Raw genomic sequence first — 13968 nt, 5'->3', positions numbered from 1 at the left:
AACCCACACGGCTTTCATGGCATGAAGCTGCCATGACCCTATCAGCCCACCCGATGACCATCCTGATCCTCGCCGCAGGCGCCTCGTCGCGGATGCGGGGGGCGGACAAGCTGATGCAAGATGTGGATGGCCTGCCCCTGCTGACTCATGTCATCCTTGCGGCACAGGCCACCGGCCTGCCGGTTCTCGTCGTGCTTCCCCCCGATAGACCGGGGCGGCTGAGCGCGCTCATCTCCACCGGCGTGCCGCATGTCATCGCGCAGGAGGCGGCGCTCGGCATGTCGGCCAGCCTCAAGGCCGGAATCGCCGCCCTGCCCGCTTCTCATGCGGTGATCCTGCTTCTGGCCGATCTGCCCGAGATCACCACTGACGATCTGACGCGGATCGCGCTGGCCCATGAAAGAGACCCTGACGCCATGCTGCGCGGGGCCGCCGATGGCACGCCGGGCCATCCGGTCGTGTTCCCGGCCGAATTACGCGCGGAACTGCTCGCCTTGACCGGCGATGAGGGCGCTCGATCGGTCTTGCACCGTCATCGCGACCGGCTGCGTCTGGTGCCGCTGCCCGGTGCCCATGCGACGACCGATCTTGACACGCCCGAGGACTGGGCCGCGTGGCGCGCCGCGCGCGGCTAGGCCGCGAGCAGCACCCGCGCCTCATGCGCCTTGAGCGTAAGCCGCGCCGACGGGAAGGCGACCTCGGTCTGGCAAAGCTCGGGGAAGAGTGTCAGAATCTCCTCGCGCCGCGCCTCGTCGAGCCCGTCGACCATGCGCTGCGCCGGCTGGAAGCTTTCCGACCAGGCCCCGTCCGCCAGCACGATCTCGTGCCGCTCGAACATGACATGGACATAGCTCACGCCCAGCGTCCGCTCTTGGGTGATGCCGGGCTGGCCCACCAGATGCACCGCCGCGACCAGAACCTCGGCCTCGCCGAAGAGCATTTCGGCGCGTGCGCCTTCGATCAGCATCCGGTGCTGCGGCGAGACCAGCATCTCGCGCGCCGGAACATTGGGACCCAAGGCACCAGCGGCGATGCGCACAGGGCACAGCGCCGGATTGACCACAAGCTGCGCCAAGTTCAGATCGCGCTGTCCAACCCACTCTACGGGCTGCAATCCGCCATCGCGCGTCATCACCAGATCACCCTTGCGCAAGGTTTCGACCGCCACCTCGCCCCGCGCCGTCCTGATCAATGTGCCGGGGGTGAAGCAGGGGATGATGGTCTCGATATCGGTAAAGGACATCGTGCCGATGACGGCGCCGAACTGATCCAGGAACTCGACATAGCCATTCTCGGGATTCGACGGATCCTTGTGGATATTGGTCAGCGCCTTGCCCCAGTCGCGCAGGTCCAGCACGTCGAAATCATCGCCCGTGCCCCCCCCGGTGACCGTGTCGCCAATACCGCCATAGATCGTGTCGCGGTCTGCTCCGCCGTCGATCAGCGTGCCGCCGCCACCGCCATAGAGGGCATCGTTGCCCGCTCCGCCATACAGCGTGTCCAAGCCCGCATCGCCATACAGGCGATCGTCCCCATCGCCGCCCTCGAGATAGTCATTGCCGAGGCCGCCATAGAGCGTGTCATTGCCGCCCTCGCCATAAAGGCGGTCATTGTCGGCCCCGCCATAGACCTGGTCATTGCCCAGCCCGGCCCAGATCCGGTCATTGCCGGCATCGCCATAGATCAGGTTGTCGCCGGTCGCGCTGCCTGCGGCCTGATCGTCGATCAGATCGTCGCCCGTGCCGCCATAGACCGTATCGTCCCCGCCGCCGAAATAGATCGTGTCGGCGCCGTCGCCGCCATACAGCAGGTCGTGGCCCGCCCCGGCATCCAGCAGGTCATTGCCGTCATCACCAGACAGCGTATCGTCACCGATGCCGCCAATCAGCGTGTCATCGCCCGTCCCGCCAAAGAGTAGATCGTTCTCCGACCCGCCATCCAGCGAGTCATTGCCTTCGTCGCCATATAGCCTATCGACCCCGGCGCCACCGGTCAGAAGGTCATCGCCGATGCCGCCATAAAGCAGGTCATTCTCGGTGCCGCCATCCAAGCTGTCATTGCCATCGCCACCGTAGAGGCTGTCGACGCCCTGACCGCCGAACAACTGGTCATGGCCCGTACCGCCGTCGAGCGAGTCATTGCCGTCTCCGCCCAGAAGGCTGTCGTTCCCGGCCCCGCCAAAGAGGAAATCGTTCTCCGACCCGCCATCCAGCGAGTCATTGCCCTCATCGCCATATAGCCTGTCGACCCCGGCGCGACCGGTCAGAAGGTCATCGCCGATGCCGCCGTAAAGCAGGTCATTCTCGGTGCCGCCATCCAAGCTGTCATTGCCATCGCCACCGTAGAGGCTGTCGACGCCCTGACCACCGAACAACTGGTCATGGCCCGTACCGCCGTCGAGCGAGTCATCGCCGTCTCCGCCCAGAAGGCTGTCGTTCCCGGCCCCGCCAAAGAGGAAATCGTTCTCGGACCCGCCATCCAGCGAGTCATTGCCCTCATCGCCATATAGCCTGTCGACCCCGGCGCCACCGGTCAGCCGGTCATCGCCGATGCCGCCGTAAAGCAGGTCATTCTCGGTGCCGCCATCGAGGCTGTCATTGCCGGTGCCACCATACAGCGTGTCATTGCCCGCATCGCCGAAGAGCTGGTCATTGTCGGCGCCGCCATCAAGGCTGTCATCGCCAGTGCCGCCGTAGATCGTGTCATTACCGATTCCGGCGGTGACCGTGTCATTTCCCGCCCCCGCATCGACGTAGTCATTGTCGAGCGGCGTGGCCCGGAACTGGATGTCCGACACATAGATCAACTGGCCGGAGGCGTAGCTATTGTTGTAATCGATGGTAAAATATGCCACCGGCCCCGGAATGGTGACCAGCGCGGAGCCCGCAGCCGTCGTTGCGGAATCCGAGGTGTTGCCGGCGGTGATCGTGTTTCCCGAGACCGTGTCATTGCCGGACGGCGTGATCGTGACCGGGATCAGGTTGCCATTCGCATCATAGGCCAGGATCGTGATGACGTCCTGCCAACTGCCGCTCGACATGTCGATGTCGTTCAGGCGGAACTGGACATTGGTCACAGTGTTCTGAAATCCGCCCTGCGGCGCGGCGGAAAAGTCGATCCGCGTGGTCGAGGTGTCGCCCGCCCCGGTCCCGGCGAGATAGAGATTCGAGGTCGTGCTGAAGCTCTCGCCCGAGCCGACATAGACGGCAGAGCTGCTCTCGATCGAAGCTTCTGTGCCCGCACCGTCATTCGTGTAGGTCATCTTGACGATGACGCCGCCCGTATCCTGGCTGACCCCGCCCGAAATATCCTGCTCGTCGGCGCCAGCAAGACTCCAGTTCATGTCCAGATTGACGGGCCCGGTCGTGTTCACCCCGGCCGTGATCGAATCCGCGCCATCGCCGCCATAGATCGTGTCGCTGCCCGAACCGGCTGTGATCGTGTCGGCGCCTGCGCCGCCGTCGATCACGTTGTCGCTGGCATTGCCGGTGATGCTGTCGGCAAAGCCGGTGCCGATGACATTCTCGACACCCGATATCGTATCGACATCGCTGGTGCCGATGCTGGCACTGCCGGTTTGCAGGTTGATCGTGGCGCCCGATCCGCCGTAGCTGTAATCGACCGTATCCGCGCCATCACCGCCGACAATGGTGTCATTGCCGGCATCGCCCTTCAGCAGGTCGTTGCCCGCGCCACCGTCCAGGCTGTCATTGCCATCGCCGCCATAAAGGCTGTCATTGCCATCGCCGCCGAAGAGCCGGTCATTGCCGGCCTCGCCCAGAAGGGAATCGTCGCCCGCCTGACCATCAAGACTGTCATTGCCGGTGCCGCCATAGACCGTGTCATTGCCTGCCCCGGCATTGACCGTATCCTGTCCGCCATAGGCATAGATCTCGTCATTGGCCGAGGTGCCATTGAGCGTGTTGTTGCCGTTGGAGCCGGTGACTGTCGCCATGATGCCTGGTCATTCGATTTTGCCTTTCATTCGAATTAACCTTGCTGAAAGGCGGCATCAGGGCGGGAATGGGGTATATTCACAGGGTTTGTTCTGCCTCGGCCCGGAAATTGCGCCAGACCAGCCGTGATTGTGGCAGCGGGCGCCACAATCACGCCATGAACAGTGCCGCAACCTCGCGCCGCTTCAGGGAAGGCCGCGCGGCGGGAAAGTTGAGGCTGAACTTCAATTGCGGAAACAGCGCCAATAGCTCATCGCGCTGGTCGTCATCCATGCCGGTCAGCGTCAGCTCTCCCGGCTGATAGCTTTCCGTCCAGGCGCCATTGGCGCGGATGATCTCGTGATGATCGAACAGCAGGTGAAAGTAGGTCACGTCTTTTGGCACTTCGCGCGTGACGCCATGGCGACCTTCCAGATGGGCGGCCGCGACCAGGACTTCGTGATCGCCGAACAAAAGCTCGGCCCGGCTGGAGGACAGAAGCATCCGGTGCTGCGGCGAGACCACAAGGTCACGGGTGGGCAGGTCCATACCCAAGGCCCCTCGTGCAATGCGGATCGGCCGGAACTGCGGCGCCTCGGCCAGCTCTGCCGCCGTCAGGCTACGATGACCGATCCAGCGGATCTGCTGGTAGCCACGGTCGCGGGTGATCACCCGGTCGCCTGCCCGCAGCGCCTCGATCCCGATATCGCCAAGCGCCGTCGCGATTCGCGCGCCAGCCGTGAAGCACGGCAGGACGACATGCTCGATATTCTGGAAACGAAGCGTACCGATCACATCGCCTGAACCGCCCAGGAACTCGACCGTGCCATTCTCGGGATTGGCGGCATCGTACAGGATGCGCGCCGCCTGCTGCGTGAAGCCGCTGAGGTCGAGCGTGTCCTGATCGGTCCCGCCCTCTCCGCCGTCGATGGTATCGCCAATTCCGCCCGTCATCCGGTCGGCATCGTCACCGCCCATCAGCAGGTCATTGCCTTCGCCCCCGTCAAGGTGATCCGCGCCGGTGCCGCCATAGACCGTGTCGTCGCCCCACCCCGCCAGGACCGTGTCGTCGCCAGCTCCGGCCTCGATACGGTCGTCATCGTTGCCATCGGGATTGTCCGCGTGATCCACCCGGTCGCCCTCGGGATCGCCTAGATAATCCGTGTCGATCAGATCGCCCTGAGCCGTGCCCTCGACGATGAAATCGGGGGGCTCTGGCACACCGGGCGGGATGCCCATCGCCGCCAGCGCGCCCGGAAGGTTGATCTCGGCCGGACTGATGCCCAGAAGCGTGATCTGTTCGCCCTGCGGGAAGATCAGGATCGCGTCGCCGGTGCCATCGCCGTTCGTGTCGGTGACGATCACATCGTCGGTGGTGACGGGATGGCCTTCGGCATCGGTCAGGTCGCTGACATCCAGCAGATCCTGGCCGGTGAAGCTGCCATCGGCTTGGGCGATCGGCGCTTCGAACCCCTGCACGACATCGCTGCCCATCTCATCGGCCAGGACGACCAGATCCTGCGCGCCATCGCCTGTGCCAAGGTCGATCAGGTCATTCCCGGCGCCGCCGATCAGCGTATCGGCGCCCGCGCCGCCCTTGAGCGTGTCGTCACCCGCCTCGCCCATAAGACTGTCATCGCCGCTGCCGCCCTGGACCAGATCATCGCCCAGCCCCGCCAGTACCGTGTCATTGCCATCGCCCGCCAGGATGACATCGTCATCGGGCGCGGCGCCCGGCAGGCTTGCATCGCCACCATCGACCACATCGCCATGGGGATCGCCCGTATAGGACGCGTCGATCAGATCACTGCCGTCGGTGCCGGTGACGATGCCATCGGGCGCCTGGACCGGCACGCCATCGACGAACAGCTTCTCGATGCCGTAGAAATGCATCACGCCGCCGTCGAGGAAATAGGCCGTGCCGTTCTCGGGGTTCAGCGGGTCCCAGTCGATGCGGTCGACATCGGCAAGGAACAGCCGGTCGTCATCGACCCCGGTCGAGACCTCTTCGCCGCCTTCGACATAGTCGCCCGCGCCGCCGTAAAAGGTGTCGGCATCCTCTTCGCCCAGCATCGTGTCATTGCCGGCCCCGCCATAGAGCGTGTCGCTGCCGACAGAGCCGTGCATCTCGTCATCGCCGTCTTCGGCGTACAGAATGTCATTGCCCGCGACGCCATGCAGCATGTCATTGCCGCTGCCGCCATAGAGCGTGTCGTCGCTCAGCCCGCCATAGACCTGATCGTCGCCTTCGCCGCCGAAGACACTGTCATTGTCAGCGCCACCATAGACGCTGTCATTGCCGATCCCGCCATAGACCGCATCATTGCCTGCGTCGCCGCGCAGGAAATCGTCGCCCTCACCGGCGTAAAGCGTGTCGTTTCCGGCGTCGCCCTGCATGTAGTCATTGCCAAGCCCGCCATACAGTGTGTCGTTGCCGCTGCCACCATACAGGTTGTCGCGCCCGTCATTGCCGAAGACCGTGTCATTGCCGCCGCCCGCGAAGACCTCGTCATCGCCGGTTCCGGCATCGATCAGATCGGCACCTTCGCCGCCCGCGATATAGTCATTGCCGCCAAGCGTGTTGATCACCACGCCACCGCTCGACGCCCCGGCACTGACATTGTCGCCGCTATCGCTGGTCTCCAGCGCCTCGATCCCGGTGAAATTTCCCCCGGAATTGCCGCCGACAAAGCCAAAGCTGCCCGAACCGTCGCCGCTGAAATTGACCTGCACGCCGCCGCTGCCAAGATCGGTCAGGACGAGCTTGTCCTTGTCACCCGCTTCTTCGCCTGCATCGACCGTGGTGAACCCCGCATCCGAGGCAATGAGGATCCGGTCATTGCCTGCGCCGCCATAAAGCGTGTCGTTGGCCGGGCCGCCTGCTCCGCTGCCCGGGCCACCTGCCGAAAGCGTGTCATCCCCCGCGCCGCCATAAACCAGATCGTCGCCCGCGCCGGCCTGGACCAGATCATTGCCATCGCCCGCAAGCACGGTGTCATTGTCGCCATCGGCGCCGTCGATCGCGTCGCCCTGACTGTCGGTGAAACCCGGCCCGATCGTATCGGCACCCGCCGTGCCATCGACAAGGCCATCCGGCAGATCGGTCGCGACGCCATCCACCACCAACCGCTCGATGGCGCTGAAGGTCAGGACCGAGCTGTCGTTGAAAGTGACCGTCCCCGCCCAATCGCCGCCATAGCTGACCGAAGCAACGTCATTGACGACGAGCGTGTCTTGGCCGGCGCCGCCATCAACCGTATCTCCCCCACCGCCGACAATCTGGTCGCGGCCCGCGCCACCGTGAATCTCGTCCGCGCCAAGTCCGCCGTCCAAACTGTCATCGCCGGCGCCGCCGAGCAGGCTGTCATTCCCATCGCCACCCAGGATGGTGTCATTGCCGTCACCGCCATCGACCGTGTCGTCATCCCCATCATAGAGCGCCGGAGGATTGGTATCGACCGCCAGCGCATAAACGGTTCCCCCGCCCGCACCGTCCTGCGATATGTTCTCGACCTCGAGCGTCGTGAAAGGCAGATGGATCAGCAGCACGGCGGGCGCGGGTGCCGGCAGCGCCGCAGCATCCGACACCAGTGCTCCGGTCCCGTCGATCACCGTGCCAGTCGCGCCGGGGTCGAAGCTGACAACCCCCGCCGCAAGCGCGAGGTTGAGATTCAGCGCCACGCCGTCGATCCAGATCACCATTTGGTCGCCGGGGGCGATGCCGGCGAAACTCAGCTCTGCGCCGGCGACTTCCTGGCTGAAACTGTGGAGATGGCTCTCGGTCGCATCGGCGTTGTTGCCCAGCCGGTATCCGGCCATGTCCCAGCCGCCATCGACCGTCACGGTCGCGCTGTCGACCGTGCCGCTCGCACTGGCGACACTGTGGCTGAAATCGGCATTGCCATTGGTTCCGGTCAGGCTTTGCGTTTGCCCGGTCAGCACCGTGTATTCGGCCGAGGCGGCATAATCCGGCCCGGCGCTGATGATGTCATCGCCTGCCCCGCCCGAGAGGCTGTCAGAACCGCGCCCGCCTTCAATCAGGTCGTTGCCGCCGCTGCCAGCAAGCGTGTCGGCCCCGTCGGCGCCCGTCAGCGTCACATCCTCCGCGGCCATCGATCGACCCCTTGCCCCGTTCCCCGCGCCCCCGCCTTTTGGCGTCGCGCCAAGCCAGAATCCGCCACCTCTTTCGTTGCATTCACCACGAAAGAGACATCAATCCCCTCGATAGGCCCGAATTCTGGCGACCAAGCGGGGTGAAGATGGCGCCGGAGCGGTCAATTGCGGCGAAACTCGGGCCGGCCTGCCGGGCGAAAAAATAGAAAAAGGGGCCCGGACGGACCCCTTTTCCCTTGCGGCCCAGCCTCCCGCGGGAGGCCTGGGGGCCGCGCTGCATAACCGTCTATTTGTTCAGAATCTTGGCCTCATGCTTCTTCAGCGTACGCCGCGCCGCCTGATAGCCGCTAATCCCCACCGCCGTCTTCAATTCGGGGAACAGCTCGTAGATCTCGCTGCGCTGGCTGTTGCCCAGACCCTTCAGCGAATAGTCGCCGGGCTGGAAGCTCTCGGTCCAGGCGCCATTCGACAGGACGACCTCATGGCGGTCGCAGAGGAAATGGATATAGGTCACGCCGATCGAAGCCACCGAATGCACCCCCGGCGATCCGATCAGGTGCTTGGCCGCGACCAGAACCTCATGCTCGTCAAAGTAAAGCTGGGTGCGGTCATTGGCCACCAGAACCCGATGGTTGGGCGAGAGCATCATGTCCTGTTCCGGCAGGCCGTTGCCCAGGCTGTGCGCCTTGATCAGGACCGGCTGAAGATGCTTGTGCAGGCGCAGATGTTGCCCCGACAGCGTCTTGTGACCGAGCCAGCGGATTTCCTGGATGCCATTGTCGCGGGTGATGACCTTGTCGCCCACTTTCAGAGTCTCGACCAGAACCTCGCCGCGCGGTGTCGCGATCAGCGTGCCGGGCGTGAAGCAGATCGGCGGGATCACGCTCTCGATATTGATGAAGTTCAGCGTCCCGGTCGTGTTGCCGTCGCGATCAAGGAAGGTGACCGTGCCATTTTCCGGGTTGGCCGGGTCATAGTCGATGGTCAGCGGCCCGGCCCCGGACAGGTCAAGCGTGTCGTGATCGCTGCCATCCTCGCCCCCGTCGATGACATCGCCGATGCCCTCCGCCTGGCTGCCGACGACGAAGACATCGCGGTCTGCACCGCCGTGAAACTGGTCGGCATCGGTGCCGCCCCGGATCACGTCATTGCCATCGCCGCCATAGATCGTGTCCTGGCCCGCATCTCCCGACAGCGTGTCATCGCCGCTTTCGCCATAGATCAGGTCATTGCCTGCGCCACCCGAAACGGAATCGTCGCCATCCTGGGCCCAGACCGAGTCATCGCCCGCGCCCGCTAGAACCGTGTCATTACCCGCCCCCGCGACGACGCGGTCGTCATCCGGCCCGTCGCCAGGCACGCGCGCGTCATTGGCGTCGATCCGGTCGCTGTCCCCGGGATCGACATAGCTTGTGTCGATAAGTTCCGCTCCATCCGTGCCGCGCACGATCCCGTCGGCCGCAGGCTGAAAGCAGTTGTCGACGGAATCCGACAGCGAGAAGAACGCGACCGTGCCGTGAAAATACTGGTCCAGATTGTTCAACGCCGCAGGATCGCTGTCCGACTGGTCGGTGCCGATCATCCAGGGCTGGCTCTGGTCCGCCATGTCCATCGTCAGTCCCGGCGGAACGCTATCACCATGGCTGGCGCCTGTGGTCTGATTGTCGATCAGCAGATAGCCATCCGTGCCGGCCTCGTTCCAGGAATAGGACAGGTTGATCGTATCGCCGGGCCTGTAGAAGCCCGCGCCCGTCGTGAAACTGACCGGGGAGCCTCCGGTCTCATGCGTGATGGTGATCGCACCATCGGGCAGAATCTCGATCCGGTAGCTGGCCTGATGCGCGCCCGCGGAATCGCGCGACAGCACGGTTTGCGGCGCGGTGATGCCGCCCGAATCCGGCGTGAAATTGATTTCCAGCGTGCCGGCCGCCATCTGGAACTGCGGCGCCGGATAGATCTTGGCGAAATTGCCTACACCATCTAGGTGCAGATCGCTTCCCGACACCGAAGCGCCACCCATATAGATGCCATTCTGGATGCCGTTCATCGGGGCGTCGTCGACCACATCGCCGGCATCATTGAAATTATACAGCGCAAAAACCGGCATACAACTTAACCTCAGTCTTGCGGAAAGGCCGGAGCCAGGCCGCGTCTCGACACACAAACCCGGCAGGCCGGGCCACATATCGCTCGCGGCGCATCGAAGCGGCGCCGGGCGATGGCGGACCGGACGAATGCGGTGACGGGGCAAAGGGGGCATGCGGTCCTGAACCGGGACCATCCGCTTGCCTGCGCGGCTATCTGCCCGGCAGGCCGGGACCGGCAGCTCCTTCGCAACCCGCGTCGCGCCCTGCGGCGCGTCACCAACATACGACCGCCCCCACGGCCCATACGTCAAAGTTGACCCATCTTGGATAGCTTTGATTTTACACAACGGGAAGAGGAAAACGGCAGGAATGTGTCTGCCAAACAGGTGCCCTGGTCCGCCCACAGGCCCGGTTTTGCGATAGAATTCGCTGCGCCAATGTGCTGATTGTTTCGTAAACCGGATTGAATGCACAAGCTACATTCCGGACCAACTCCGGCATATAAAATGATCTGCGAGAAAAAGCGCCAAAGGCCGACGATTTCTGCCCTGCGCCGCTTGCTGATCGTTTCGAGACTGTTGACGCCGGTCTCACTGCTCTGCGCGCGTCTGATCCCGGAAAAATACCGGCGAATTTGTGTTCTGCCGCAAGCCGAATGTTCTCAGAAAGCTATCAATTTATGAAACTTATCCTCTTTGACGACGCGGAACGCCCCGCCTTTCGGCAATCGTATCCGGGGTGCCGAATCAACACGTTGCCACAGGAGAACTTGGGCGCCGTAAAGGGCCGTCGCGGCATGCGGTAGGAAGAAGGAAGAGCTGGTGCGGGTGGTCGGACTCGAACCGACACTCCTTGCGGAAACAGAGTTTGAGTCTGTCGCGTCTACCATTCCGCCACACCCGCACAGTCTGGGCTTGCCTGGTAGCACCGCGATGCGTTCGCGGCAGCAAGCGCGTTCCTTCTACAAGGAGGGAACGCGCCTGTTCAAGCCCTTAGGATCGGCTTTCCGTCGGATCACGCAAGCTGCCCGGTTCTTGCACCGCAGTTCAAAGGTCGCGCGCCTCGAAGGTGTTGCAATTGTCGATCCGGCCCGAATTCAGCCCGATCTGGAACCAGCGCACTCGCTGCTCCGAAGTGCCATGGGTGAAGGTATGGGGCATGGGCCGCTGCCCGGCATTGCGCTGCAAGGTGTCATCGCCGATCTGGCGCGCGGCATTCACCGCCTCTTCGAAATCGCCGTTCTCGATCGTGCCCAAAGTCTGATGCGCCTCGCGCGCCCAGATACCAGAAAGGCAATCGGCCTGAAGTTCGATCATCACCGAGATCTGGTTCGATTCCGTCTCCGACACCTGCGACCGGATCTGGTTGGCCTGGGCCAGGATGCCCAGCTCGTCCTGCACATGATGCCCTACCTCATGCGCCACCACATAGGCGGCGGCGAAATCGCCATGGGCGCCAAGCCGGTCGCGCAGAGTCACGAAGAAGGACGTGTCGAGATAGACCTTCTTGTCCGAGGGGCAATAGAACGGCCCGGTCGCTTCGGAGGCACCACCGCAGGCCGATTGCGTACCGTCCTTGAACAGGACAAGCGTGGTGGGCGTGTACCGGCGGTTCAACTGTTCTGCAAAGACCTTGGTCCAGATCTCTTCGGTATCGCCCAGCGTCACGGCGACAAACTCGCCTGCGTCCTTGTCGGCCTGGGTCAGCTCGGCGGGTTCGGAATAGCTGCCACCGCTGTCCATCGGCCCGCCCGGCCCCAGAAGCTGGCTTGGATCAATGCCAAGGAAAAGCGCGATCACGATGATCGCGACCGCGCCAAGACCACCCACCGCACCGGTGCGCCCAGTGACGACCCGCCCCCCCGGCATCCGGCCGAAACCGCCACCGGATTGCGACCGCCTGTCCTCGATATTCTGGCTTTGCCTGCGCCCGCGCCATTCCATGGCTTCGTCCCCCGATCACAACATGGTGCAAACTCTAGCGCCATGCGGGCGGTTCCCGAAAGGGTGTATCGTCGGGGCTTTTCCCCGCTTTTTGCCGGGCCTATGGTCGGGCCGACGAAAAGGATAGGGCTGGATCATGGAAATCAACCGCAGGATGGCGACATTGATCGCGGGGCTTGGCTCGGCGGCGATGCTGGCGGGCGCTTTCGGCTTCCAGATCATCGGTGGCCTCTCGCCCTGCCACCTGTGCCTCCTGCAACGCTGGCCCCATGCGGCGGCGGTACTGATCATGGTTCTGGCGCTCGCGACCAACTGGCGGCTCTGGCCCTGGCTCGGCGCGATCGCCGCGCTGATGACAGCCGGGATCGGCGTCTTCCACGCCGGGGTGGAACTGGGCTGGTGGGAATATATCTCGAGCTGCACGCAGGGCTCGATCCAAGGCCTGTCGGCCTCGGACCTGCTTGACCCGACCAAAGCCCTGCCGACCGCCCCGCGCTGCGACCAGATCCCCTGGAGCTTCGCAGGCATTTCGATGGCCGGCTGGAACGCCATCATCTCTTTCGGCCTGGCGCTGGTCTGGCTGTTCGCGGCGACCCGCCGGGACTGAGCCGATTATTCACCGAAGATCAGCGCGCGGTCAGCCGCCAAACAGCCGCGCATGTTCCTGGATCGCGAAGCGGTCGGTCATGCCCGCCACGTAATCGGCAACGATCCGCGCCAGCGCCGTCTCGTCCGTGGCATTCGCCACATCCTCGTGCCATTCAGGCGGCAGAAGCGCAGGCTCGCGCAGGAACAGCGGAAACAGGTCATCGACCACCTGCGTCACCCGCGCCCGCACCTCCATCACCGAAGGCGCGCGATACATGCGGTGGAACAGGAAGCTGCGCACCGCCTTCAATTCCTGGAACAAGGGCTTCGAGAAACGGATGACCGTCGTGCCCATATGGCGGATCTCGTCCACCGATTTCGGCTGCGCCGCGGCCAGCCGGTTCTGCGCCACGGCGATCACATCCTCGACCATGCGGCCAAAGACCCGCCGCAGCGCCTCATGGCGCCGCCGCATCTTCTCCAGCCCTGGATAAAGCGCGTCGACCTCTTCGAAGGCCGGGCCGGTGACGGGCAATTCCATCAGATCGACCTCGTCGAACAGGCCCGAGCGCAGCCCGTCATGCAGATCATGATGCGAATAGGCCACGTCATCGGCAATCGCCGCCACCTGCGCCTCGGCGCTGGCATGGGTGTCCAGCTCAAGATCCCAGGCTGCATTCACTTCAGCCAAAGCATAGGGCAACGGCCCGTCATGCTTTTTGTCGGCATTGGGGCCGGTGACGGGGCCATTGTGCTTGGCGATGCCCTCCAGACACTCCCAGGTCAGGTTCAGCCCGTCAAAATCGGCATAGTGCCGTTCCAGCCGCGTCACGATCCGCAGCGCCTGGGCATTGTGGTCGAAGCCGCCATAGGGCGCCATCAGCCGCTCCATCGCGTCCTCGCCGGTATGACCAAAGGGCGTGTGGCCCAGGTCATGCGCCAGCGCGATCGCCTCGGCCAGATCGGTGTTCAGGCCCAGCACGCCCGAAATCGTCCGTGCCACCTGTGCCACTTCGATCGAATGGGTCAGCCTTGTGCGGTAATAATCGCCTTCGTGTTCGACAAAGACCTGGGTCTTGTGCTTCAGCCGCCGGAAGGCGCTCGAATGGATGATCCGGTCGCGGTCGCGCTGGAACGGGCTGCGAAAGGATGACATGCGTTCGGCATGAAGCCGCCCTCGCGAGGCATCGGGCAGGCAGGCGAAGGGCGCGAAGGCTGCGGTCTGGGAAAGGATGTCGGGCAGGGTCGGCCTCGGCTCTGGTCGTCTTGTCTGGGATCAGCGCCCCCCCTATATTCGACCAA

The 13968-nt window shown here is 63.9% G+C and carries 7 protein-coding genes and 1 tRNA gene; 2 read left to right on the top strand and 6 right to left on the bottom strand.

Annotation, left to right across the window (positions count from 1 at the left end; genetic code table 11):
- Positions 1-32: 32 nt before the first annotated feature.
- Positions 33-635 (top strand): nucleotidyltransferase family protein, encoded by a 603-nt coding sequence (locus ACED67_RS02030; RefSeq protein WP_395539856.1) that lies wholly within the window; start codon positions 33-35, stop codon positions 633-635.
- On the opposite strand, the gene ACED67_RS02025 is transcribed toward ACED67_RS02030, so the two are convergent.
- The 5 genes from ACED67_RS02025 to ypfJ all read right to left on the bottom strand — a co-directional run bounded on the left by ACED67_RS02025 (position 632) and on the right by ypfJ (position 12078).
- Positions 632-3955 (bottom strand): Hint domain-containing protein, encoded by a 3324-nt coding sequence (locus ACED67_RS02025; RefSeq protein ID WP_395539855.1) that lies wholly within the window; start codon positions 3953-3955, stop codon positions 632-634. The two genes, ACED67_RS02030 and ACED67_RS02025, sit on opposite strands and share 4 nt — an antisense overlap.
- A 151-nt stretch (positions 3956-4106) precedes the next feature.
- Positions 4107-8048: a Hint domain-containing protein gene (locus tag ACED67_RS02020; RefSeq protein ID WP_395539853.1), complete on the bottom strand. Its 3942-nt coding sequence runs from the start codon at positions 8046-8048 to the stop codon at positions 4107-4109.
- A 286-nt stretch (positions 8049-8334) separates the two neighbouring features.
- On the bottom strand, positions 8335-10155 hold the full coding sequence (locus ACED67_RS02015; RefSeq protein WP_395539852.1) for a Hint domain-containing protein: 1821 nt from the start codon (positions 10153-10155) through the stop codon (positions 8335-8337).
- 799 nt (positions 10156-10954) lie between these two features.
- A tRNA-Leu gene (locus ACED67_RS02010) sits at positions 10955-11038 on the bottom strand.
- Between the two features lie 143 nt (positions 11039-11181).
- Positions 11182-12078, bottom strand: a complete 897-nt coding sequence (gene ypfJ / locus ACED67_RS02005; protein WP_395539850.1) for a KPN_02809 family neutral zinc metallopeptidase — start codon at positions 12076-12078, stop codon at positions 11182-11184.
- Positions 12079-12214: 136 nt separating this feature from the next.
- On the opposite strand from ypfJ, the gene ACED67_RS02000 reads away from it, so the two are divergent.
- A complete protein-coding gene (locus tag ACED67_RS02000) occupies positions 12215-12685 on the top strand; it encodes a disulfide bond formation protein B (protein ID WP_395539848.1) in 471 nt (156 codons plus the stop codon).
- A gap of 30 nt (positions 12686-12715) precedes the next feature.
- On the opposite strand, the gene ACED67_RS01995 is transcribed toward ACED67_RS02000, so the two are convergent.
- The gene (locus ACED67_RS01995) at positions 12716-13900 is read right to left on the bottom strand and encodes a deoxyguanosinetriphosphate triphosphohydrolase (protein ID WP_395540456.1); all 1185 of its coding nucleotides are present in this window, start codon (positions 13898-13900) and stop codon (positions 12716-12718) included.
- Between the last annotated feature and the right edge of the window lie 68 nt (positions 13901-13968).

This window comes from Neotabrizicola paludis (assembly GCF_044142105.1).
Classification (GTDB): domain Bacteria; phylum Pseudomonadota; class Alphaproteobacteria; order Rhodobacterales; family Rhodobacteraceae; genus Pseudogemmobacter.
This window is presented reverse-complemented; position numbering and strand designations above follow the sequence as displayed.